Origin of the sequence: Gallaecimonas xiamenensis 3-C-1 (assembly GCF_000299915.1) — a bacterium.
Lineage (GTDB): Bacteria > Pseudomonadota > Gammaproteobacteria > Enterobacterales > Gallaecimonadaceae > Gallaecimonas > Gallaecimonas xiamenensis.
In genome coordinates this window covers 82,045-102,922 of sequence record NZ_AMRI01000016.1, presented here as the reverse complement: position 1 = coordinate 102,922, position 20,878 = coordinate 82,045, and the positions used below count along the sequence as shown (strand labels likewise).

Here is a 20,878-nt window from a genome sequence, read left to right as displayed (position 1 = left end):
TTATCCCCGTGGGCACGGGGAACGCCCCATTTCGGCGCCCTGCTCTATCCGCATCAGCGGTTTATCCCCGTGGGCACGGGGAACGCTGAGCATTACAACCAGGCCGCAGAAGTGCGGCCGGTTTATCCCCGTGGGCACGGGGAACGCTCTTAATGGATAGTATTGTTTTTTAAAGCCTTTTTCAGCCTTAAAAAATCCACCAGGGTTTTATCACAAAATCCATTTTGTTAAAGAGCACTAACTCATTGATTTTCAATGGGTAAGAAAGAGACCAGCCGTAAGCCATCCAAATCTACCGGCTCGCGGCGGTTTTTCCCGAGGGTTTGAAACTCAAAACCCGACTCGCTGTTGGTGGCCCAGGCCATCACTGCATTCCCTTCTTCCAATAACTGGCGGGTTTGATGCCAGATCATTTCCCTTACCCGCTTGGAGACATCCCCTACATAGACACCGGCCCGCACCTCCAACAGCCAGATGGCCAAGCGGCCCCTTAGCCTTGGCGGCGCGTTTTCGGTCACCACCACTAGCATGCTCATGTTATTGGCTCCGGTGGCCGGCATCGCCCAACGGCTTGGGTTCGGGAATGGCGATAGGCTGGGCATCGGCCGGGGGCGGCGGCGGGCTTATTTCCCCGGCGGCCAGCACCTCTTCGATTAAAGGGATGAGCTTACCCAGCACATTGTCGCTTCTGAAAATGTCACGGCAGGCCAGCCGCACTTCTTTGTCCGGCTCGCTGGGGTGCTTGCTGGCAATGGCAAAGGCGCGGGGCACTACGGTGTCAAATTTGATGATGTCGGCAATGTCATACACAAAAGACAGCGGCTTGCCGGTATGGATAAAGCCGATGGCCGGGGCGTATCCTGCCGCCAGCACCGCCGCCTCGGTAATGCCGTAAAGGCAAGCGGTAGCGGCGCTGATGCACTGATTAACCTTGTCGCCCCGGGCCCAGTCTTTTGGGTCATAGCGCCGCCCCTGCCACTTAACACCGTATTGCTGGGCTAGCAGCTTATAAGTAGCGCGCACCCTGGCCCCTTCAATGCCGCGCAACTGTTCGACAGAGCGGCGGCTGGGGGCCGGCTCGCCAAAGCGCAGCTCGAACATCTTACGCACCACCTTGAGGCGTAGCTCTTCATCCAAAGCCAATTTGGCTTGGTATAAGAGCTTGTCAGAGCGGGCGCCGCCCGGCTGGCCGCTGGCATAGAGCCGCACCCCAGCCTCCCCCACCCACACCAGTAGCGTACCCACCGTCGCCGCCAGTTTGGCAGCCGCATGGGAGACCCGGGTGCCGGGCTCGAGCATGATGCAGGCAACAGAGCCCACCGGGATATGGGTTCTAACGCCGTTTTTGTCTACCAGTACAAAGGCGCCATCGATCACGTCGATTTGCCCGTACTGCAAAAAGATCATCGAGACCCGGTCTTTAAGCGGGATCGGGCTTAAGGGGATAAAGGCCATGGCGGTGTCCTTACATTGATGCTGTTTTTACCAACATCAAACCGCAGCCAAAACCTTTGGCTGGCCCAATGCCTTTAATGAGCATCTCTAGGAAACGCTCCGGCTCGTTAACAACCAGTTCGCCTTGCATATCTACCGAACGGAACTGGGCCTTGGGGCCTTTGGGAGCAATGGAATGGGCCTGATAGGCCTGCCACTGAAAACTGGCGACTTCGCAGGCCTGTTCGCTCATTTCATCTTCAACGAGGTGCGTGGCAATACTGGCGATACCCTCACGACTCGGGTTTTGACATAGCCATTGCTGCAAACGCCTGGACACCGCTTCCTGGGTAGCGAGTTCCAGTAATTTGGCGGTAGCCAGTTGCTCGCTTACGGCAAAATAGCGGCTATTATGCAGATAGGTTTGCAGCCAGTCTTGTAGCCGCGCTTGCAGCTTGGGCTGACTTAACTGCAAGCGAAGCTCAGCTTTACGTTCAGCAGGCACTTCACCGAGAGCGCTGACGATGCGCTGAGAAAAGGCAACCTGTTCGTCCATCACCAAATCATGGCGTTTGCCGTTTTTGGTCACAACCGGGTTGGCTCTGAGGCGAAAATTCAAACGCTTGCCGGCGGTTAACTCCGGTGAAAAGGCTTTGCTCTCTACTCTAAAAAGCGGTGAATCTGCCGCTGGCTTTGTTTTTGATAAAACATAAAAGAGTGGCTGAGCACGCACCGCACTGCGATCAGGCAACTGCTCTTGCGCAAACTCGGCTCGGTATAGAAAGTCGCGTTTTTTCTGGGCAAACAGATCCCAAAGCAGTTGGTGGTAACCGTAGGTATTGGCCTCTAACACTTTGGTCAGTTGAGTATTTTCGGCAATATCCGGCTTGAAGGTCACTCGGGAGAGATACATCAGCCCACCTCCATGGTCGACAGGTGATAGAGATGACGAGGGGCAAATTGCCAGCGCTGGCGTGACAGCAGTTTGTCATGCACAACGATTTGCAGTGTTTGCTGGTGCTGGGCGGGGTCATCGCAAAAGTCGCTGAGTTCGCCTTCCCAGTAATGCTCGGTTAAGCCGTCTGCTGGCGCAAACGCCGTGACGACCGGCTTAAAAGCGGCAAAGGCTCCACTAAAATTGTCTGCCGCAACACATTGCGGTTCCATCGGCGCCGCCAGTGGGCAGGCTTTACGCCCCAAATAAGGGACAAACACAGGGTTATTCAAGGCATTAGCCAAGGCGTCCAGTGAAAATGGCGCGTCGCTAGCAGGCTTTAGCGCCACCCAAGCTTCGGCATCGGTGCGATACTCCCTGGCCGATAACACCGTACCTAGCCGCTCTTTACCCAAGATGAGTTCATCGCGGCGGGTGCGATAGCGAAACTTGCCGACACTGTCGGGAGCCTGCACCGTGTGATAGTCCCGAAGGAGTTGCCCAGGCTGCACAGCGGTGGCCATTTGGTAACCACGGTTTAGCGCCTGGTGCTGCGCCTCCTGCTCACGCTTGATACCGAGCGCCGCAGCCACTAACCCCATCACAGCCGCCTTGGTAGGGCCCGGATGGCTGTGGCGCGATTCGCCAATGGCGATATCCCCCCAACTGGCCATGGGGCCGTAAAGCCGAAAGACGAGATAGTCCATGTTCGCCTCCGTTAATGGTTAGCGCTGGCCACAAAATCCAGTAAGGCCGCAAAGGTGCCCTGCTCGGCATTAACATTCAGCTCATAGCGCGCCGTGGCACACTGGCCATAGGCTTTGTCGAACTTGGTGTACTGGTTTTGCAGTTGCTCAATGGCCTGCGCCAGGTAGTCGGTCTCCTGCCAGCCTTTGGGTTCAACCGGTTTTAGGAAAGCGGCGGAGAGTGAACGAGGTTGCTGCTCGCCCATTTCGGCAAGCACATAGCTGGCATAGCCTTGCTGGGCAAAGCTGTTTTGTTTACCCGAAGGTGCCACTTTGACGGCAGCTTCAATGAGTGCAGCTATGGCCTTATCAGCCAAGGCCACATCGCCACCCAGGTTATCGATAAGCTGTTCGCGGTTAATGCACAGATAGCTATAGAAAAGACCTGCGGCAAAGCCTGTTTCGCCAATGTGCGACGAACCGCTGTCCTCCTGGCCATCGTTGAGATCGTCAACGGCAGTGAAGTAGTCGTCTTCAATCACTACCGGATGTACGCTCAGCGCATGAGCGACCTGGCAGGCAGCCTCGATGTTGTAGGCCGGTTTGGAAGCCAGCATTCGGCCAAATAGCGCCACATCGGCAGCGCTGGTGTTATGACGCAGCAGCTCTAACTCTTCGTCTTCGGGCGATCTTTGTGCATCAATGAGGGTCGCCACCAATGCATCAATGGCGGCTTGTTCGTCACCACTAATGTGCACTAGCTGCTCAATTTCCAGCTCCAATAGCGGTTTATCTTTGCTGGCCTTTTTGCTTTTACCAAATACACCGGCAATGGCCTGGGCCCACTCATTGGCTTGCTTTTCCTTGATACCGGCTGCAACCAGTTTGTCGTAAACGCCGCGGCCCAGCATTTTGGTGCGCACCCCCACATGGCCTGCCAGCGCTTGCTGGAAAAGCTCAGAAGTGCGCCAGTGGCGCTTAAGGCTTTGTGAGGATACTCGTAGGCGCTCAACGCCGCCCATTCTGGCGGTTTTTGGCCTGCCTTGATCGTCACGGTTGAGGTTGGCAGGCGGGTAGCTGGTTAAAAGGTGCAGTTGAAGAAAACGGCTCATGGTTTTGTCCTTAATAAAATGAGGTTGTTGGTTATCAGGCGGCGTAGTAATCCCGCGCCCATTTAACAGCCAGGCGGTTAACCGGGTTACGCTCGGGGCCTTGGGTAAACTCTTGGTACCACTGCAAAATATCGGCGGTCAGTGACAGCACATTCACCTGCCCTTTCAGGAGCCGTATGGCCCTTAACAAACGGCGGTAGAACTCTTCTGGGGTGCGGCTTTTTAACAGTTGTTTAAAGCGCATATCGCTCATCAGTGGGCGCTCCTCCTTGCCTTTGAGCTGCTTGGCAAAACTGCTGGTTTGCTCATCGTGTTGCACCCAGGCCAAGGCCGAGGCCACCAGGGCGCTGGCCATTAAGTGCCGCTCATGGCGCCAGCTTTCCGGCAGACGCGCTAAAAAAGCGGCGAAGGCTTCGCTGAGCAGTACATCCTCAGGGCGGTCGATGCGCCTTAGTTGGGCACGCATCCCGCGCTGCCCGTCTAGTGCGCTATGCCAGTGGCGAAGCGCCGCCGGGCTGGCGCCGTGCAGGTTGTGTTCGGTCATCAAGCGGTCTCCTTCAATGGGCGTTTAGCCGGCTTTATTTGTTTAATCTGTTTGCTGGAATGAAAGTTTTTAAAAAGCGCAGCCCTAGCGGCCATTACTCTTTTAAGATCCATCGCTTCGGGGGTGGCATTGAGCGCGCTCTGATCAAATTGCGTTTCCAGCGCCCTTTTAAGGGTGTGGAACCAGCCTTCATAAAGTGCTTGCGGGGGTGATGTGTCATTTTGGCTATGCCTGGCAAGGGCAGCCAAAGCCTTATAAAAATCACCAGTAGTGGCCTGATAAAACGCAGCATCGATAAAAGTAATATCCCCGCCCACATCTTTGGGGCGCCGATACCAGGCTTGCTTGATGTGCTGGCGCAGTAACTGGGCACTTTCACGGGCACAATTAACCAAAACCTGCGCCCATTGCTGTACTAACTCTGCCTGGGAGGCGCCAAGCTGCATCACCGGCAAGGTGTGTTCATACCAGCAGCGGGCTTTCATGTTGTCCATGTCGTAGCCAAAGCACCACAGCTGCAACGGTTGGGCGGCATCCAGCAAGGCGCTTTTGGTCGCCTGAAAATCGCGAACCACCTTGGCGGCCTGGTCGCCGTTCTCGTCATCCCTGAGTACCAATCCCAACCAATGGCGATAATTCAGCCCCCCTTTTTGCCCCTTGAGTGACAGCGGTAGTTGCTCTTTTTTCGGGTCAATACGATACGGGGTTAACGGGTGCAGCCAGGCACCGTCATAGTTGGTGCCGTAGTTGCGGGTAATGAAGTGGCTGACGCTGCTTTCGGTTTCACCACCGCAGAGGCTGCATTGGCAAAAACCAGGTTGCTTCTCTAAGCGAATGCGCCGTGGCATGCCCCAGTACATTTGCAGTGGCGCTACCTCTTCAGGAAAGGTGGCTTGGCCGGTTTTATCCGATACACGTGTTGGCGCCAGCCACGAGAAAATGTCGGCACTCAGCACAGTATTGGCGCTTTGCAGCCCGTTGCTGCTGTCGAGCACATTGAGCCACAGCTTTTGCCACAAGGTGCTAGCACCAGCAGGTTTTAACAGCGTGGTTAGCGGGCCACCGCCGCGCAGTCCAACCCGATGGCCAACGCCTCCTGAAGGCGCATTAGTTTGCAAGGTAAACAGCGCCTGGGCGGCGCAGCTTGGGCAAAGCTGTTCGACCTGACCACTCTTGATAAAAAAATCCAGGTTGTCTTTAACCGTCTTGCCACCGGGCGCATCAATCAATAGCCCGGCAATGCCTTTGGCCTCGCCTTCTTGCAAGGTGAGATCCTGTAAAAAGGCAGGTTTGCCCACTTCACTGAATAGCTCAAAAGCCGGGGCGAAAGCGCCAAACGCTGAAGCCAGCTTATCTGCTAGAGGCGGCTCATGGTAAAGATCGCTCCACTGCTCGCTGTCTTCTGGGGCCGTGGCGGTTTGCAGCAAACCAATCAAAAACTGGTAGAGCGCGCCCTGGAAGTCGGCACGCGGGGCGGCCAATTCCACGACCGGGTTGTCGGTTTCGGCGATCTGCCAGGGCGCTATCCGGCACTGACGGCCATCGGCCCTTATGGCGGGGATCCACGGGTCTTCAATCAAGTTCATCGCTTTTCTCCTTGTTCACCAAGCCAACCTTGCTCGGCGCTATAAAACGCCTGCCATGGGCCGCTTAGGGGGAATAGCTGCTGCCATTTCAAGGCAGGGATGTTGTCCTTCAGGCGTTGCAGTTGCTCTCTTGTCGCTTGATCCAGGGTCTGTTCGGCCTGTTGCCATTGCCGTTCACGCAGGCTCAACTGGCTCAGATCCCAGGGAAAATCTGTACCTTTTGCATAGGGGTGCCAGTGCCCCTGGCCATCTTGGGCTAGCAAAACCACCGAGACCGTGTTGTCACTGAGGCGGGTGGGAATATTCACCTCCTCCCCCCAACCGGTGGCGTTACTGCTTTGGCTGTAGCCTTGGTCCAGGTTCAAGACATTGGCGTTGGCAATACTCACCGCTGCCTTGTGCTGGCCTTCCAGCTCATAGGCGCTGTCTAAAAGTGCATCAGGGGCTTGTAGCGGGGTGTCTGGGCTGTAGACCTGCTCAATTAAAAAGCGCGCATCTTCTGGCATGCAAAAATGGCCTTTTTCCAAGAGCACAACAGCAGAGCGCCACAGCAGCGCCAGGTTCTGATAGACAGCGCGAGAGCCGTTGCCTTTTGGGAGCCAACTGTCATCAGCATTGGTAGTGGGCGATGGCGAGAGAAGATAAAAAACCGGGGTGGCGCGCTCATCACGGCCTTTCATCGGCGCGCCCGCTACATTCCTGGTGTGGCGGTGCAAGCGCCCGGCCCTTTGCAGTAAAAGATCAACGGGGGCGAGATCGGAGATCATCACATCAAAGTCCAGATCCAGGCTTTGCTCTACCACTTGGGTAGCTACCAGCACTTGCCCACGGCGCTGGCTACCGTCGCCTTGCTTGCCAAAAAGGCTAAGAATCTGCTGCTCAATACGCTGGCGGTCTTGCATGGCAAAACGGCTGTGAAAAAGCGTGAGCTGCTGTTGGTTCAGGCCTTTACTGGCAAGGGCGGCGTAGGCTTTTCTTGCCTCATCGACAGTGTTGCGCACCCAGCACACACACCGGCCCTGGCTAACGCTCTGCTCAATAAGGGCCAAAGCGGCGGCTTCGTCATCGAGCCTTTCCAGCCTGACGGTGCGCTGCACCTCGGGCCGGGTTGCAAGGGGCCGTTCGCTCTCGCCATTAGGGGCTGGAAACTGTGTGGCTAATGGGTAGTTGCTTGCCGTCAGGCAAGGCGCCAATTGCGCCAGTCCTTTGGCAAAAGCCTCTAGCAACTCGCTTTTCATGGTCTGGGGTAAGGTTGCAGAAAGCAAAATAGCACTGCCGCCTTGGCGGGCATGAAGGGTTAACAGCCGCGCCAGCAAGGTACGCATGTAGGGGTCGTACGCATGCACCTCGTCCACCAGCAATACCTTGCCCACCAGCCCGAGTAAGCGTAGGGACTGATGGCGCGCGGGCAAGACGCTGAGTAGTGCTTGGTCGAGGGTGCCAACGCCCACGGTAGCCAACAGCGCTTTTTTGCGGCTATCGGCCAGCCACTCATTGCAATACACCGAGGCAGAGGCTTCTTCTGCTTGATAAGCCAAATCTACTGGTTGCTCCGGCAACATCACCGATTGGCGAAAGGTTTCAGACAGATGGCGGGCACCGTGGGAGAGCACCAGCGAAGGCCTTGCTTCATCGGTAAACAAGCGGCCATAACATTCGGCCAGACGCTGATACATGGCATTAGCGGTGGCCATGGTCGGTAAGCCAATGTAAAGCCCGCCAGCTGACCCTTGCGCCAGCAGCCGATGCACCAAGGTCAGCGCGGCTTCGGTTTTACCAGCTCCGGTGACATCTTCGAGGATAAAGAGCTGGGGGCCGTCACTCAGCGGCTGCTCAATAGCGTACTGCTGCAGCGGTGTCGGCGTTTCAATAAAGGGAAACAGTCGCTTGATGGAGGTAAAGGGCGCTGCAGCAATGCCTTCAATACCTGCTTGCTGCAATGCTTTTAGCGCCTGAGGTTTAGCGCGTTCTTGCCAATAGGCACCGAGTGCTTGCGGCGTTTTTTGGTAGGGGAAATAGATTTGGTTTGAGCCTTGCCAGTCGGCTAATACCGCCAGCCCTGCCAACTGCCATGAGCTTTGTATCAGTGCCGCCTTCAACGCGCGGTCGACCAACAGCGGCAGATCTTCGGGCTGCAGCCACAAGTCCAACATCGCCATAAAAAAGGCTTCGGCCGCGGCCATATCGTCGGCAGTAAAAAAATGCTCGGGTCTTTTTAATTGCGCCTTCGGTGGTTGGCCGTGATGACCGGTGACAATTTGCAGCCAGCAATCCAGCGTGCCGGAGCTGGCTATCTTACGTGCCGGTAAGCAGCAGCGGTCAGCCAGCTGACTTTTAATGACTTCAGATTGCTTAAAGAGCCAAAACCCCAATGAATCATGGCGCTCGGTGTAACGGTAGGCATCCAGGCTCGGTACAAGCTTATCTGACAGGTCGGGGGCCAGATTTTGAAAGGCCCGGGCAAATTTCCCCAAGTCATGCACGCTTAAGAAAAAGGCAAACAGCCGCTGTAACTGCGCCTGTGGCAACGCCAGCTTTTTGGCCAGCATGGCGCCATAACCGAAACGCTCTGAGAGTAACCACCAGCCTACCGCCGCCACATCCAGGCTGTGGTAGGGCAGCAAGTGATAAGCATCCCCTTGCAGGTTGTCGTCTTTGCGGGCTTTGCCCCAGTAACGGTAAATGGCGTCGCTCATCGTGGCTCCTTGGCTTCCTTGCCCACCTTACCCTCTCCTAACTTCTTGCCAACACTGTGGTTTTTCACATGTCGCCTGAGGCGACAGGTCAGCCGCCAAAGAGCCAGGGCTTAACCTCGTCGATGTTGGCGAGAATAAGCTGCTGGGCGGCGGGGTTGCCGTCGAGCATCTTGGTGTGGATGTGCATATCCAGTAGCAGGTAGTTGGCAAGGGCGGCGCGGCTTGGGAGCAAAAGCTCACCGTTTGCCATGCCGTAGTCGGCGGCCAGGGCGGCTTGTTGGGCGGGGCTCAGGCGCGGGTCGGGTCTGATGCAAAGGGTGATGTGGGTGTGCCAGGCAATGTCTTCTGGCAAGGGGGTCAAGGGCCGGCCCAGCAGATCGGGCTCGCCACGAAAGCGGCTTAGCACAAAGTCGCGGTAGCCCTGACTTTGCTCGCACCAAGCACGCAGGTGCCAGCGCTGGGCGGTTTTGACAAAACGGGTGGGGACTATCACCCGCCCTTCACGGCTGGGGTTGGTGACGCCGAGGTAGTCCACCTCTAGCCGTTGCTGCTGGCGAAGGGCACGCACCATAGGACGGATCAAAGTGGCATCGACTTGCCGAGTGGCAGGAAATACCTGGCTAAAGGGCAAACTGTAGGCTGGTTGGGGAGATGTGCTTAAGCGCTGCTGGGCGGTTATCCAATCCAGGTACTCATTGACATCGAGGCCAATAAACCGAGGTTTGAAATGGGTAGTGGGCAGATACCCCTTTTGAGACTGGCCATAATGCAACTGCCCCGGAAACTGAGTCCTGTAGCTCGCCAAATCTTTGCTCGCCTGTTGACGGCCGACCGCAAAAAAATGGCATAGATGGCCAGTGGTGACCCTTCCTTCCCACCAAACAATGAGTTCAATGACCCTAAAACGCTCTTTGATATCAAACAGACGATTGCATCCTTGCGCTGTTTTTAATCGATATCTGACAGACTACGTTACGATGCCAAAGAGATTCAAGACGGAATAAGGCACAGCTGAAAGTCAGTCTTATCAGGAAGCCTTAGCTACCGATTACCCCTAAAGCGGTGTTGAACCAGACCGTTTCATCACGGCCTTGAGGTGGCCAGCAGGACTAGATTGAAGAGGTTAATGCGGCACAGGGATATCAGGCTCTTTTGCCTTGTGCCACAGTCCTGTACCTCACTGCTGTGACCACCTCGCTGTGGCCGAGCCGGGGGGATTTATTCGCCGCGTCCTTGCCCCTCACCCGCTCGCTGCGCTGGGGACCAGCCTTTGGCTGTTCCAGTTTGTTCCAGACAAACTGGTGAACCCCCTACGGGGGTGAAGAATCCCCCCTCCAGACGACAGCGAACAAACAGGCCTCCTTGCGGAGGCCGAGCTGGGGGGATTTGACTCGGGCCATCCTTGGCCCTCGCCCCTTCGGGGTCGCCTGTGGCGCTCCAAAATGGCTATCCTGCCATTTTGTGAACCCAATGGGGTCCATTCACACCGCCAGCACCTTCAAACAAAGAAAAAGGCCACCTTGCGGTGGCCTTTTTCTTTGTTTGGTGGAGCCGGGGGGATTTGAACCCCCGTCCGTGAACCCTACATCCTCGGTACTACATGCTTAGTCAGTTCTTTTAGTTAACTACGTAGAACGCCGAACGACAGGCTTTCAGGTAGCGAGCCTGATTGGTTTTAACGTCTTGGCTCCAGGCGAAGCCTCCACGCGATCCTATCTAGGGTGACTTTCCGGATCCAAAGCCGATAGGCGGGCTAAGGGGGAAAGGCTCTCTACTGCTTATTAGGCAGCGAGTGCGTAGTTTTCGTCGTTTGCGACTATTTGTTTGCGGTTTTTTTACGAGGCCAACCGCACCTCGGCATGCACCTTGGGTTTCGCGATCCCCGTCGAATCCTGATCGGCCCCAATGTGTTGCACTCAGTATACCAGAGCGCCCTGCCCTGAACCAAGGGCTATTGACCCTGAACTTGGTTAGCTTGCTTGCCGTAAGGCCTTGAGTAGGTTAGAACTTGACCGGCAATGTCAGCCAAGGAGGAAGAATGAAAAAGCTTGCCCTGGCGGCCCTGGTGGCCGTCGTTCCCTTTGCCCAGGCCTTTGACGACAAGGACGAGGCCATCGCCTATCGCCAGTCGGTGTTCAGCCTGGTGGCCACCCACTTTGGCGAAATGGGCGCCATGGTCAAGGGCGACAAGGCCTTTGACGCCGCCGCCTTCCAATACCGGGCCGACAGCCTGGCGGCCCTGTCGAAGATGCCCCTGGAAGGTTTTCTCTATCCGGGCGCCGACCAGGGCGACACCAAGGCCAAAGCGGCGGTTTGGGAAAACACCGACGAGTTTAAAAAGCGCCTGGCCAAGTTCCAGTCTGACGCGGCCGACCTGGCCAAGAGCGCCCAAAGCGGTGACCTTGGCAGCATCAAGCCGGCCTTTATGAAGGCGGCCAAGAACTGCAAGGCCTGCCACAGCGACTTTAAAAACCGCTAAGGCAGCCGGGGCTAGAGACCGCTGCCCCAGCCCCAGTACAACAGGCCCCACAGCAGGGCGAACACCAGCCAAGCCGGCCAACTGGCTTTAAGGGCCGGCCCCTGGGCCAATGTCTTGTTGCGGCCGGTGACCATGGCCGGCACCAGGCGCTCGCCCTTGAGGCTATGTACCACCAGGGCCAGCAGGTGCAGGGCAATAAGGCCCAGCAGCAGGTTGAAGTTGAGGTGGTGCAGCCGGGTAAGAAGATCGGCGGTATCGCTGCTGACCCAGCTGTAGAGCGGGCCTTCGGTGAAGATCTCGTCGCTGGCAAAAAGGCCGGTGGCCATCTGCAAGCCGATGCAAAGCAGCATCAGGGCGACCATCCAGCCCCCCAGGGGGTTATGGCCGGCCTTGGGGCTGCTTTGGCCCTTCACCAGGGCCTTGGCAAAGGCCCATACCTCGCCGGGCTTTTTCAGGAAACTGGCGAATCTGGCACTTTCAGAGCCAAACAGCCCCCAATAGAGCCGTGCCCCCCACAAGGCCAGCAGGGTCATGGCCAACCATTGGTGCCAGACCATTTCCCCTTCTTCCGCCGTCCACCAGCAGCCGGCTAAGAGCAGCAGCTGCGACCAGTGAAACGCCCGGATAAACCCGTCCCAGACCTTGACCATGATGCCTCCTTGATTGTCTAGGAGTCTGCCTCAGGGGCCTGCGGGTCGCAAGACACCGGGTGTTTGGCCAGCTTGCGCTGCAGGGTGCGCCTGTGCATGCCAAGAGCCCTGGCGGTGGCCGACACATTGCCCTGGTGGTCGGCCAGCACCTTGTGCAGGTGCTCCCATTCCAGCCGGGCCGGGGGCAGCGGCGACGGGGCCAGTTCTGCGCTGCCCTGGCCAGCGATGGCCGCCAGCAGCGAGGCCATCTCCAGAGGTTTGGGCAGGTAGTCGTCGGCGCCGGCCTTGATGGCCGCTACCGCCGAGCTAATGGCGGCGTAGCCGGTAATCACCAGGATCCGGGCCTGGGGCAGGATTTGCCTAAGGGGCGCTATCAGCGGCAGGCTGGTGCCCTGCTCCAGCTTCAGGTCCAGCAGCACCACAGTGGGGGCAAAGCCTTCGGCCTCGGCCAGCAGCTGCTCGCTGGTGGCCAGGTGGCGTACCTCAAAGCCCTTGCGGCCCAAAACCCGGCTAAGGGTTTGCGCCAGGGGCAAGTCGTCTTCCAGCAGCAGCAGTTTCATGCTTTTTTCAGCCCCACTTCCACCCAGCTTTGGCGCTCATCGCCCTTGATCCGTAAAAAGCCCCCCAGCCGCTCCAGGCTGACATGGGCCAGGAACAACCCAAGGCCGGGGCCGGGGTGGCGGTCGGACGGCAGCGGTTGGCCAAGGGCCTTGGCTAGTTCCGGGGCCAGGCCCGGGCCACCGTCACCGATTTGCAGCAACCAATGCTCCGGCTCTTGCAGCAGCCTCAGCTTGATGGCCTCCCCCTGGTGGGCGGCATTGTCCAAGAGGTTGAGGATGGCCGGCACCAGGGTGGCGTCGCTCTGCACCTGGCCAGCTTGGGCCGCTGGCAGTTGCAGCTGGGTACCTGGGCGCAGCAGCCGAAAACGCTCGGCCAAGTCTTCCAGCAAGGCGGCCAGGGATTTGGGGGCGGCCGGGGCCGGCTCTGCCGCTTCCCGCACCTTTTGCAGCTGCAAGGCGCAGCGCCCCAGGGCACGTTGCAGATCGGCCAGGCGCGGGTCGGGGCTTTCTTCGGCAAGTTCGTCGGCGGTAAGGCGCGCCACCGACAAGGGGGTGGCCAACTGGTGGGCGGCCAAAGCAGCCTGGGCGGCAACGGCCATCACCTGCTCTGCCCGCAGCTGCTGTTCGCGCAGTTGGCTGATGGCTTGGCCCTGGCGGCGCAGCAGCCGGTTAAGGTTGCCGGCAAAAAGCAGCAACACCACCAGGGTCAGCAGGGTGTTGGCCCACATGCCCCAGTAATGGCCGGCGCGGTGCCAGCCCTGGTCTTCCGGCAACAGCATCAGGGTGCTGTAACCCAGGGCGGCGGCCAGGGCTACCCACAGGGCCTGGCGCTCGGCCTTGGCCAAAAGGGCAATAACCACGGGCAGCAGATAGAGGCTGACAAAGGGGTTGGTGTGGCCGCCGGAACCGGCAAACAGCAGGGTAAGCAGGGCCATGTCCACCACCAGGGGCCAGGCCTTGGTCATGGTCCTGGACAGGGCCAACCAGGCCCCTTGCAGGCCCCACAGGGCCACCAGCCACCAAAGGGGATAAGGCAGCCCCGCCACCCCCAGCCAAAGCAGCATGGCCAGGGCCGCCGACCAGAGAATAAGGCGTAGGGATTGGATGTCGTTGGCGGCTAACACGGTATAAATCCTCTCAACTATGCCCCCGCTAAAGGGCGGTAACAAGCCCCTTTCGGCAAGATTTGCCAGGGGATTCACGCTTTGTCATGGGACCGTCAAAATCCGGAAAAAAGTTGATCTTGATCACATGACAGCGGCGGGCAAAAAGCGTAGCGTGGAAGTCGAAGGCAATGACAGAGATGACTTAGGAGGTCTTTTATGCGCATCGATATCACCAGCCGGACCCAGCCAGTCACCGCCGCTCTCGAGGCCCAGATCCACAAGCAACTGGGCAAATTGGAACGCTTCGACGTCCCCTTTATCAACCCCAAACTGATCATCGACCGTGACGGCATGGCCGTGGTGATGGAAGCCACCATAGGGCTGCCCAATGGCGACTTGGTGGCCAAAGCCAGGGACATGGACGGCTACGCCGCCCTTGGCGCCCTGACCCAGAAACTGCAGCGCCAGCTTAAAACTTATCTACACAAGCCCAACGCCCACCGCAGTGCCCGCACCACCAGGGCCCAAGCCCTGATCCCGGCCAGCGACGCGGCCTAGGCTCAAGCCTCCTGCTGCTCCTGCCACTCCAGGGGCAGCAAGTCCAAGCGAGAAGGGCGACCGATAAGGTTGCCCTGTGCATAGTCCAGCCCCAACCGCCTGACATACGCCAGCAGTTCTGGCTTATCCACAAACTCCGCCACCACTGGCAACGACAATCCTCTGCACACAGACGCAATGCCCCGCACTATGGCCCTGTCCCGGCGGCTACGCAGCAGGTCTTGAATAAGGCTGCCGTCTATCTTCACGTAGTCCACCGGCAACACCTGCAGGTAGCGGAAGGACGAAAAGCCGCTGCCGAAGTCATCCAGGGCAAAGCGCACCCCTTCTTCTTGCAAGGCAGCCATAAAGCGGCGCGCCTCCTTGAGGTTATCGATGGCCACCGATTCGGTGATCTCGATACACAAGGTCTTGGCCGGCACCCCGGCCGAGCGCAGCCAGTGGCGAATGGTCAGGGCAAAGCGGCTGTCCGACAGGCTCTGGCCGCTGAGGTTCACCGCCAGCACCAGTTGGTCGTGCAGTTGGGGGTGGCGCCCCAGCCAGTCGATCACCGCTTTGATCACCCAGCGGTCCAGGCGGGAGGTGAGCTGGAAATGTTCGGTGGCCGCCAGGAAGCGGCCCGGGCTCAGCATCTCGCCCTGCTCGCCCAGCATCCGCACCAGTACCTCTGCCCGCAAGGGCCCGTGCTGGGGTTTAAGGGGTTGCAGGGGTTGGTAGAACAATAGGAAGTTGCCGTCCTGGATGGCCTGGCTGACCGTCTTGGCCAACTTTGAGGCCTGGTGGCGCTCCACCAGCAGCGGATGCTCGGCGCTAAAACGCACCCAAGGCAGATCGGACGGCAGATGGCAGGCCAGATCGGCGCGGCGGATGGACTCCCAGGTGTCAAGGCCGGCTTCGGCCAGGCAGACCCCGGCCTTGAGCCCCAGCGGGAAGCCGTCCTGGCAGACTTGGCTGATGGTGCCTTGCAATACCTTAAGCAGCGCTTCCAGGCGCTGCTCCCAGTTGCTGCCTTCTGCAAAACGGATCCAGAAGGTGTCGCCGTCGGGGCGGGCGGCAAATTCGCCGTGGTGCAGTGCTCCTTGCACCAGTTCCCCCAGGTTCCTGAGCAGTTCGTCACCGGCATCCAGGCCCAGGGTGTCGTTGAGCATGCGAAAGCGTTGCAGGTTCAACTGGGCCAAGGCACCGTCGTTAAAGCCGTCCGCCACCAATTTGAGGATAAAGCCCTGACGGTTGAGCAGGCCGGTCAGGCCGTCTTTTTGCAACTGCTGGCGCAGCTGGCGAACCTGGCGCTGGGTCCCTTGCTGGCAGGCGATGTGCAGCCAAAGCTGGCCGTCACGGCGGTAACCGTGCAGCGCAAAGCCGGGGATCTGCTGTTGGAAATAGGGGCTCTTGCCGTCACGCCAGCCCCGCAAGGCGGCCAAGGGCCAGGGGGCGTCCAATACGGAGAGGTGGCTGCCTTTGGCTGACGCCACCTTGTCGAACAGTACGGCCAGGGAAGGGCTGGCCCAATGGATGTCCAGCTCGGGGGTGAGGCAGAGCCAGCCGCTACGGGCCTGCTGTGCCAGTTCGTCGCGCACCTTGGCGCGGGCCGCCAGGCGGTCGTTCTGCCGTTGCAGGGTCCGGTTTCGCCATAGCCCGGCCAGCCAGAGAACGAAAAACACCAAACACAGGCCCAAGGCGCAGAAGCTTAACGCCTGCTGCGACATCATCTGTCTCTCCCTTATTGCAGTCTTTATGCTGCTGTTATCAAGATGCTGGCCAAAACCCCGGCCTTGTTTGTATCGTTGACCACAGTATTCTGATGAACTGGCCTGAAACGGCAAGGAAAATATCGTGAAATGGCGGATCGGCGCACTCTTTTTAACGGCCCTGGCCCTCTCCCCTCTGGTAGTGCTGTACCTCAACACGCCAACCCTGGAAGGGCAGGTCAAAGTGGCCGGGCTCAACCATCAAGTGTCGGTCAGCCGTGACCAGCGGGGGGTGCCCCTGATCCTGGCTCAGAACGACTTGGATCTCGCCAGGACCCTTGGCTACCTGCACGGCCAGGAACGGTTCTTCCAGATGGACCTGCTGCGCCGGGTTGCCGCCGGGGAAGTGGCGGCCCTTATCGGCGACAAGGGACTGGACCACGACCTGGATATTCGCCGCCATCGTTTCAGGGCAAGGGCCGAGGCCGAACTGGCTGCGCTAAGCCCCCAGGAAAGGGCCGTATTGGCGGCCTACAGCGCCGGCGTCAACCTGGGCCTTAACGATCTCTTTGCCCGGCCCTTCGAGTATTGGCTGCTGCGGCAAAAGCCCAAGCCTTGGCACGCCGAAGACAGCCTCTTGGTGATCTACGCCATGTATCTGGACCTGCAAGGGGACGCCGGCCAGCGTGAATGGAGCCTGGCGGCCCTGGACAAACGCCTGAGCCCCGAGCAGCGCCGCTTCTATTTCCCTTTCGGCGGCCGTCTGGACGCGGCCTTGGACAGCACCTTCCCCCAGGCCGCCGAGATCCCCAATGACCCCCTGCCGGCACTCGACGGCCAGTTGGCCGCCCAGCCCGCAGCAGAAGAGGCCCCCGGCTCCAACGCCTGGGCCGTAGCCGGGCGCTTTACCAATGACGGCGCCGGCCTGCTGGCTTCCGACATGCACCTGGGGCTGCGCCTGCCCAATATCTGGTACCGCATGGCCGCCAAAGTAGGTGACCAGCTGCAAGTGGGGCTTACCCTGCCCGGGGCTCCGGCCCTGGTGGTGGGTTCCAACGGCCATATCGCCTGGGGCTTTACCAATTCTTATGGGGACTTTTCCGACCTGGTGGCCGTCAAGCCAGTGGACGTCTACAGCTACCAGACCCAGGAGGGCCCCAAACCCCTGGTGCGTTACAACGAGACGGTACTGAGTGCCAGCGGCAAGAGCCAAACCCTGGTGGTCAACGACACCCAGTGGGGCCCGATCATGGGCGAGCTGCCCGACGGCCGCCCCTATGCCCAGCTTTGGGAGGCCCACCGTAAGGGCGGGGTCAACCTCAAGCTGATGCAGATGGTCCATTGCCCCGACGTGGCCTGTGCCACCGCCCTTGCCCCCTCACTGGGGATCCCCACCCAGAACCTGGTGGTGGTTGACACCCGGGGTAACCTGGGCTGGACCCTGGCCGGACCCATTCCCCAGCGCCAAGGCTACGAAGGCATGGCGCCGGTGGACATGAGCCAGCCGGGCCTCGCCTGGCAAGACCGCCTGCCCCCCAGCGCCTACCCGGTGAGGATCAATCCCCCCGGTGGGCGGATCTGGAGTGCCAACCAGCGGATGCTGGGGGGCGCCGAGCTAAGCCGTATCGGTGACGGCGGTTATGCCCTTGGCGAACGGGCCGGCCGCATCCGAGACGCCCTTCGCAGCCAGAACCTCTGGGACGAGAAAGGCTTCTTCGCCCTGCAATACGACAACAAGGTGCCCATTTACGACTTCTGGGCCAAGCTGCTGAGCAACGAACTGGCCCAGATGCCCCCCTCCCCGGACTTCGTCAAAGCCCGGCGCCTGGTGGAAGCCTGGGACGGCACCGCCTCGGCCGGCTCCCAGGCCTTTGGGCTGATCCGCGACTATCGCCAGTCCATGCTCGCCATACTGTTCGCCCCCTTCCTGGAATTGCAGCAGTCCCTGCCCGGCTTTAATACCCGCAGCATCGACAACCAGTGGGAATATCCCCTGCGCCAGATGATCACCGAAAAACCCCAGGCCATGCTGCCCGCCAACTACGACAGCTGGGAAGCCCTGCTTACCGAGCAGACCGCCCGCCAGGTAGCCAAAACCGCCGAAGCCGGCTGGCCCACCTGGGGCAGTCGCCACCAAAGCGCCATTCGCCATCCTCTGTCCAGCGCCCTGCCCGGCTGGCTGGGCCGCTACCTGGACGCCCCTGTGGTGCCCCAGTCCGGTGACGGCTTCGCGGTGCATGTAACGGGCCCCGCCTTCGGCGCCTCGGAGCGGCTGGTGGTCACCCCAGGCCAGGAAGACAGGGGCATACTGGTGGTACCGGGCGGCCAGAGCGGCCACCCCTTAAGCCCCTATTACCTCAAGGGCCACCAGGCTTGGCAAGACGGCCAGCCCCAGCCGCTGATGCCCCAGGAAAGCCGATGGCAGCTGACCCTGACGCCCTGACCGGCACTTACTACCTGGGTCACTTCGAAGGGCTGCTGGCCCAGGTACAAGGTCGCTACGGCGACCTTTTTACTGCCGGCGAACAGCAACTGCTGGCCGGCTTTGCCGCCTTGCCCGAAGACGGCCGCGCCCTTTACGTGCGCTTTTTGGGGCGAAGCGGCCAGTGCTTTCGAGAAGACAAACTGCGCTATCCGGAACTGGACCTGGGCCTGGCCCTGACCAGCCTGGCCGGGGCCGGTTTTATCAAGGAGGCCACCCCAAGTCACCAGCACCTGGCGCTGCTGACCAAGGCCGACCTGGCTCGGTTCTTTGCCTTGAATGAACGCTTGGCGCGCCCGGACCTGCTGGCCGCCGCCCAGGCACTGCCCATGCCGCCGCTGCTCTTTCGGCTCTGGCAAAGTGAGCACGAGGGCTTTTTTCGCCGCTGCCTGCTGCTCTATTTTGGCAATGCCTATCAGGATCTCAGCGAGTTCGTTACCACCACCCTGGCTCATGTCCGCTACGAGACCTACTCCCTGGACCCCAAGATCCGCTTCTACCGGGACAGGGCTCATCTGGAACGCCATTACCACCTGAGCGAACTGGCCAAGACCCTGGATAAGAGTGAGGACCACGAGCTGCTGTCCTTGGGCGCCCAGTGGCCAGAGGGTAAGGATCTTCGCTGGCAACGCCTGACCTTAGCCCTGGCCCGGCGCCTGGAAAGGATGGGAGAGAGCGCCCAGGCCCTTGGCTGGTACCAGCGCCTGACCCTGCCCCCGGCCCGGGAAAGGGCGGTGCGGCTACTGGCCAATACCGAGGGGGATCACGCCGCCTGGTTGGCCTTGCAGCCGCTACTGGCCCAGCCCCAGGACGCCAGCGAGCAGGACTTTATCGAAGGCTTCGGCCAGCGCCTGGCCCGCAAATTGGGCCAGCCCTGGCCTTTGGCGCCCCTTGGCAGCATTGCCGAGCGCACCCTGGCCCTGCCCCAGGGCCAAGACAGCGTCGAGCAAAAGGCCCTTGGCTATTTCGAAGCCGGAATGCACAGCGAAAACCAGCTGCTCACCGGCCTCTTTGGCCTGCTGTTTTGGGACATTATCTTTGCGCCGGTGCCGGGGGCCTTTTTCCACCCCTTCCAGCGGGGGCCGGCGGATCTTTTTGGCCCCGACTTTGTGGCAAGGCGCCAAGAGGCCATCGCCGCGCGGCTGGCCGAAGTGGCCCAAGGCTGGCTGCCCCGGGCCCAGGCCACCCTGGCCGCCAAGAAGGGCCTGGCCAATTATCTGGTGCACTGGCCCTTCTGGACCCAAGCACACCTGGCCCTTGCCAGCCACATCCCCGGGGAACAGCTGGCGGCCTGGTTTGGCTTTTTGCTAAAAGACCTTCGCCACCACCGCAGCGGCTTTCCGGATCTGTTGGTTTTGGACGGCGGCCAGTACAAGCTGGTGGAGGTCAAGGGTCCGGGTGACCGGCTGCAACCGGGGCAAAAACGCTGGTTAAGGGCCCTGTCGCGCCTTAGCTGCCCCGCCGAAGTGCTACACCTGAAAAGACACTGACTTTTTCGCCAGCCATGTCGAACAAGGTCTGAGCCAGTCGACTAACCAAGGAACCCAGGTTCTCTATCAGGAGAAGAGTCATGGCATATGTTGACGGTTTTGTAGTGCCGGTACCCAAGGGCAAGTTGGACCAATATCTGGCCCTGGCACGCCAGGCGGGTGCTGTATGGATGGAACACGGGGCCCTGAGCTACGTGGAAGCGGTGGAAGAGGACGTCAAGGACGGTGAGCTGACATCCTTCCCCCAGGCCATCAAGCGCCAGGAGGGGGAGCTGGTGATTTTTGCCTGGATCACCTTTGCATCCCGCCAGGCCAGGGACAGCATCAATGCCAAGGTTATGGCAGATCCCAGACTGGCGCAGATGATGGACCCGTCCGCCCCTCCTTTTGACGGCAAGCGTATGTTCTGGGGCGGCTTCGAGGTGGCGGTGCAATTGGGCCAATAAAAAAGCCCCGCCAGATGGCGGGGCTTTTATTTGCTTTATACAGCGACCATTACTTGCTGGTCAGCTTCTCGCGGATACGTGCGGCCTTACCGGTACGGCTGCGCAGGTAGTACAGCTTGGCACGACGTACGTCACCACGACGCTTGACCTCGATCTTGGCGATCAGGGGGCTGTGGGTCTGGAATACGCGCTCAACGCCTTCGCCGTTGGAGATTTTACGAACGGTGAAAGCGGAGTGCAGACCACGGTTACGCTTAGCGATAACCACGCCTTCAAAGGCCTGCAGACGCTCTTTATCGCCTTCTTTAACACGGACGGAAACAACAACAGTGTCACCCGGCGCAAAGGCGGGGACGTCTTGTTTCAGCTGCTCGTCTTCAAGTTGCTTGATGATGTTGCTCATAATTTAATTCCCTAGGTGTAACTG

At 59.6% G+C, this 20,878-nt stretch carries 19 protein-coding genes, 1 other RNA gene and 1 pseudogene; 5 read left to right on the top strand and 16 right to left on the bottom strand.

Annotated features, from left to right (window positions below):
* Positions 1 to 242: 242 nt before the first annotated feature.
* From cas2e to ssrA, 11 genes and pseudogenes are all read right to left on the bottom strand, one after another.
* The gene (gene cas2e, locus B3C1_RS12295; protein ID WP_008485170.1) at positions 243 to 536 is read right to left on the bottom strand and encodes a type I-E CRISPR-associated endoribonuclease Cas2e; all 294 of its coding nucleotides are present in this window, start codon (positions 534 to 536) and stop codon (positions 243 to 245) included.
* Between the two features lies 1 nt (position 537).
* Positions 538 to 1,455, bottom strand: a complete 918-nt coding sequence (gene cas1e / locus B3C1_RS12290) for a type I-E CRISPR-associated endonuclease Cas1e (protein WP_008485169.1) — start codon at positions 1,453 to 1,455, stop codon at positions 538 to 540.
* 10 nt (positions 1,456 to 1,465) lie between these two features.
* Complete coding sequence (cas6e, locus tag B3C1_RS12285; protein WP_008485168.1) at positions 1,466 to 2,347, bottom strand: type I-E CRISPR-associated protein Cas6/Cse3/CasE; 882 nt, start codon at positions 2,345 to 2,347, stop codon at positions 1,466 to 1,468.
* Positions 2,347 to 3,075, bottom strand: a complete 729-nt coding sequence (gene cas5e, locus B3C1_RS12280) for a type I-E CRISPR-associated protein Cas5/CasD (protein ID WP_008485167.1) — start codon at positions 3,073 to 3,075, stop codon at positions 2,347 to 2,349. Before cas5e ends, cas6e begins: the two co-directional genes overlap by 1 nt.
* An 11-nt stretch (positions 3,076 to 3,086) precedes the next feature.
* Positions 3,087 to 4,166 carry a type I-E CRISPR-associated protein Cas7/Cse4/CasC gene (gene cas7e / locus B3C1_RS12275; RefSeq protein ID WP_008485166.1) on the bottom strand — a complete coding sequence of 360 codons (1,080 nt, stop codon included), beginning with the start codon at positions 4,164 to 4,166 and terminating at the stop codon, positions 3,087 to 3,089.
* Between the two features lie 34 nt (positions 4,167 to 4,200).
* The gene (casB, locus tag B3C1_RS12270; protein ID WP_008485165.1) at positions 4,201 to 4,710 is read right to left on the bottom strand and encodes a type I-E CRISPR-associated protein Cse2/CasB; all 510 of its coding nucleotides are present in this window, start codon (positions 4,708 to 4,710) and stop codon (positions 4,201 to 4,203) included.
* The gene (casA, locus tag B3C1_RS12265; protein WP_008485163.1) at positions 4,710 to 6,296 is read right to left on the bottom strand and encodes a type I-E CRISPR-associated protein Cse1/CasA; all 1,587 of its coding nucleotides are present in this window, start codon (positions 6,294 to 6,296) and stop codon (positions 4,710 to 4,712) included. The genes casB and casA overlap by 1 nt, the downstream gene beginning before the upstream one ends.
* Positions 6,293 to 8,992, bottom strand: coding sequence for a CRISPR-associated helicase/endonuclease Cas3 (locus B3C1_RS12260; protein ID WP_008485162.1), 2,700 nt, complete (start codon positions 8,990 to 8,992; stop codon positions 6,293 to 6,295). The genes casA and B3C1_RS12260 overlap by 4 nt, the downstream gene beginning before the upstream one ends.
* 88 nt (positions 8,993 to 9,080) lie before the next feature.
* Positions 9,081 to 9,563 carry a WYL domain-containing protein gene (locus tag B3C1_RS20640; RefSeq protein WP_008485161.1) on the bottom strand — a complete coding sequence of 161 codons (483 nt, stop codon included), beginning with the start codon at positions 9,561 to 9,563 and terminating at the stop codon, positions 9,081 to 9,083.
* A 114-nt stretch (positions 9,564 to 9,677) separates the two neighbouring features.
* A pseudogene (locus B3C1_RS20890) lies at positions 9,678 to 9,908 on the bottom strand (BrxR family helix-turn-helix transcriptional regulator); the annotation flags it as partial.
* 627 nt (positions 9,909 to 10,535) lie between these two features.
* Positions 10,536 to 10,896: a transfer-messenger RNA gene (gene ssrA / locus B3C1_RS19830) on the bottom strand.
* A gap of 134 nt (positions 10,897 to 11,030) precedes the next feature.
* Here ssrA and B3C1_RS12250 point away from each other — a divergent pair.
* Positions 11,031 to 11,471 (top strand): c-type cytochrome, encoded by a 441-nt coding sequence (locus B3C1_RS12250; protein WP_008485160.1) that lies wholly within the window; start codon positions 11,031 to 11,033, stop codon positions 11,469 to 11,471.
* Between the two features lie 11 nt (positions 11,472 to 11,482).
* On the opposite strand, the gene B3C1_RS12245 is transcribed toward B3C1_RS12250, so the two are convergent.
* Genes B3C1_RS12245 through B3C1_RS12235 form a run of 3 tightly spaced genes read right to left on the bottom strand, consistent with a single transcriptional unit; the run spans position 11,483 to position 13,805 of the window.
* On the bottom strand, positions 11,483 to 12,121 hold the full coding sequence (locus B3C1_RS12245) for a cytochrome b/b6 domain-containing protein (RefSeq protein WP_008485159.1): 639 nt from the start codon (positions 12,119 to 12,121) through the stop codon (positions 11,483 to 11,485).
* Positions 12,122 to 12,138: 17 nt separating this feature from the next.
* Positions 12,139 to 12,681, bottom strand: coding sequence for a response regulator transcription factor (locus B3C1_RS12240; RefSeq protein ID WP_008485158.1), 543 nt, complete (start codon positions 12,679 to 12,681; stop codon positions 12,139 to 12,141).
* On the bottom strand, positions 12,678 to 13,805 hold the full coding sequence (locus tag B3C1_RS12235; RefSeq protein WP_008485157.1) for an ATP-binding protein: 1,128 nt from the start codon (positions 13,803 to 13,805) through the stop codon (positions 12,678 to 12,680). The genes B3C1_RS12240 and B3C1_RS12235 overlap by 4 nt, the downstream gene beginning before the upstream one ends.
* A gap of 198 nt (positions 13,806 to 14,003) precedes the next feature.
* Between B3C1_RS12235 and hpf the strand changes: the two genes are divergently transcribed.
* Entirely contained in the window at positions 14,004 to 14,345 is a 342-nt protein-coding gene (hpf, locus tag B3C1_RS12230) for a ribosome hibernation-promoting factor, HPF/YfiA family (protein ID WP_008485156.1), read from the top strand.
* A gap of 2 nt (positions 14,346 to 14,347) precedes the next feature.
* Here hpf and B3C1_RS12225 read toward each other — a convergent pair whose 3' ends face one another.
* A complete protein-coding gene (locus tag B3C1_RS12225; protein WP_008485154.1) occupies positions 14,348 to 16,054 on the bottom strand; it encodes a GGDEF domain-containing phosphodiesterase in 1,707 nt (568 codons plus the stop codon).
* 124 nt (positions 16,055 to 16,178) lie between these two features.
* Between B3C1_RS12225 and B3C1_RS12220 the strand changes: the two genes are divergently transcribed.
* The 3 genes from B3C1_RS12220 to B3C1_RS12210 all read left to right on the top strand — a co-directional run bounded on the left by B3C1_RS12220 (position 16,179) and on the right by B3C1_RS12210 (position 20,451).
* Entirely contained in the window at positions 16,179 to 18,476 is a 2,298-nt protein-coding gene (locus B3C1_RS12220; protein ID WP_008485153.1) for a penicillin acylase family protein, read from the top strand.
* Positions 18,452 to 20,005 (top strand): VRR-NUC domain-containing protein, encoded by a 1,554-nt coding sequence (locus tag B3C1_RS12215; RefSeq protein WP_008485152.1) that lies wholly within the window; start codon positions 18,452 to 18,454, stop codon positions 20,003 to 20,005. Before B3C1_RS12220 ends, B3C1_RS12215 begins: the two co-directional genes overlap by 25 nt.
* Positions 20,006 to 20,085: 80 nt before the next feature.
* Positions 20,086 to 20,451 (top strand): DUF1428 domain-containing protein, encoded by a 366-nt coding sequence (locus tag B3C1_RS12210; RefSeq protein ID WP_008485151.1) that lies wholly within the window; start codon positions 20,086 to 20,088, stop codon positions 20,449 to 20,451.
* A 49-nt stretch (positions 20,452 to 20,500) separates the two neighbouring features.
* Here the strand turns inward: B3C1_RS12210 and rplS are convergent, their stop codons facing one another.
* Positions 20,501 to 20,854, bottom strand: a complete 354-nt coding sequence (rplS, locus tag B3C1_RS12205) for a 50S ribosomal protein L19 (protein WP_008485150.1) — start codon at positions 20,852 to 20,854, stop codon at positions 20,501 to 20,503.
* Positions 20,855 to 20,878: the final 24 nt, after the last annotated feature.

Excerpts from the sequence above, each read along its gene's own strand:
- cas2e (WP_008485170.1), bottom strand. The coding sequence starts at position 536 with ATGAGCATGCTAGTGGTGGTGACCGAAAACGCGCCGCCAAGGCTAAGG.
- cas1e (WP_008485169.1), bottom strand. The coding sequence starts at position 1,455 with ATGGCCTTTATCCCCTTAAGCCCGATCCCGCTTAAAGACCGGGTCTCG.
- cas6e (WP_008485168.1), bottom strand. The coding sequence starts at position 2,347 with ATGTATCTCTCCCGAGTGACCTTCAAGCCGGATATTGCCGAAAATACT.
- cas5e (WP_008485167.1), bottom strand. The coding sequence starts at position 3,075 with ATGGACTATCTCGTCTTTCGGCTTTACGGCCCCATGGCCAGTTGGGGG.
- cas7e (WP_008485166.1), bottom strand. The coding sequence starts at position 4,166 with ATGAGCCGTTTTCTTCAACTGCACCTTTTAACCAGCTACCCGCCTGCC.
- casB (WP_008485165.1), bottom strand. The coding sequence starts at position 4,710 with ATGACCGAACACAACCTGCACGGCGCCAGCCCGGCGGCGCTTCGCCAC.
- casA (WP_008485163.1), bottom strand. The coding sequence starts at position 6,296 with ATGAACTTGATTGAAGACCCGTGGATCCCCGCCATAAGGGCCGATGGC.
- B3C1_RS12260 (WP_008485162.1), bottom strand. The coding sequence starts at position 8,992 with ATGAGCGACGCCATTTACCGTTACTGGGGCAAAGCCCGCAAAGACGAC.
- B3C1_RS20640 (WP_008485161.1), bottom strand. The coding sequence starts at position 9,563 with ATGGTGCGTGCCCTTCGCCAGCAGCAACGGCTAGAGGTGGACTACCTC.
- B3C1_RS12250 (WP_008485160.1), top strand. The coding sequence starts at position 11,031 with ATGAAAAAGCTTGCCCTGGCGGCCCTGGTGGCCGTCGTTCCCTTTGCC.
- B3C1_RS12245 (WP_008485159.1), bottom strand. The coding sequence starts at position 12,121 with ATGGTCAAGGTCTGGGACGGGTTTATCCGGGCGTTTCACTGGTCGCAG.
- B3C1_RS12240 (WP_008485158.1), bottom strand. The coding sequence starts at position 12,681 with ATGAAACTGCTGCTGCTGGAAGACGACTTGCCCCTGGCGCAAACCCTT.
- hpf (WP_008485156.1), top strand. The coding sequence starts at position 14,004 with ATGCGCATCGATATCACCAGCCGGACCCAGCCAGTCACCGCCGCTCTC.
- B3C1_RS12225 (WP_008485154.1), bottom strand. The coding sequence starts at position 16,054 with ATGATGTCGCAGCAGGCGTTAAGCTTCTGCGCCTTGGGCCTGTGTTTG.
- B3C1_RS12215 (WP_008485152.1), top strand. The coding sequence starts at position 18,452 with ATGGCAGCTGACCCTGACGCCCTGACCGGCACTTACTACCTGGGTCAC.
- B3C1_RS12210 (WP_008485151.1), top strand. The coding sequence starts at position 20,086 with ATGGCATATGTTGACGGTTTTGTAGTGCCGGTACCCAAGGGCAAGTTG.
- rplS (WP_008485150.1), bottom strand. The coding sequence starts at position 20,854 with ATGAGCAACATCATCAAGCAACTTGAAGACGAGCAGCTGAAACAAGAC.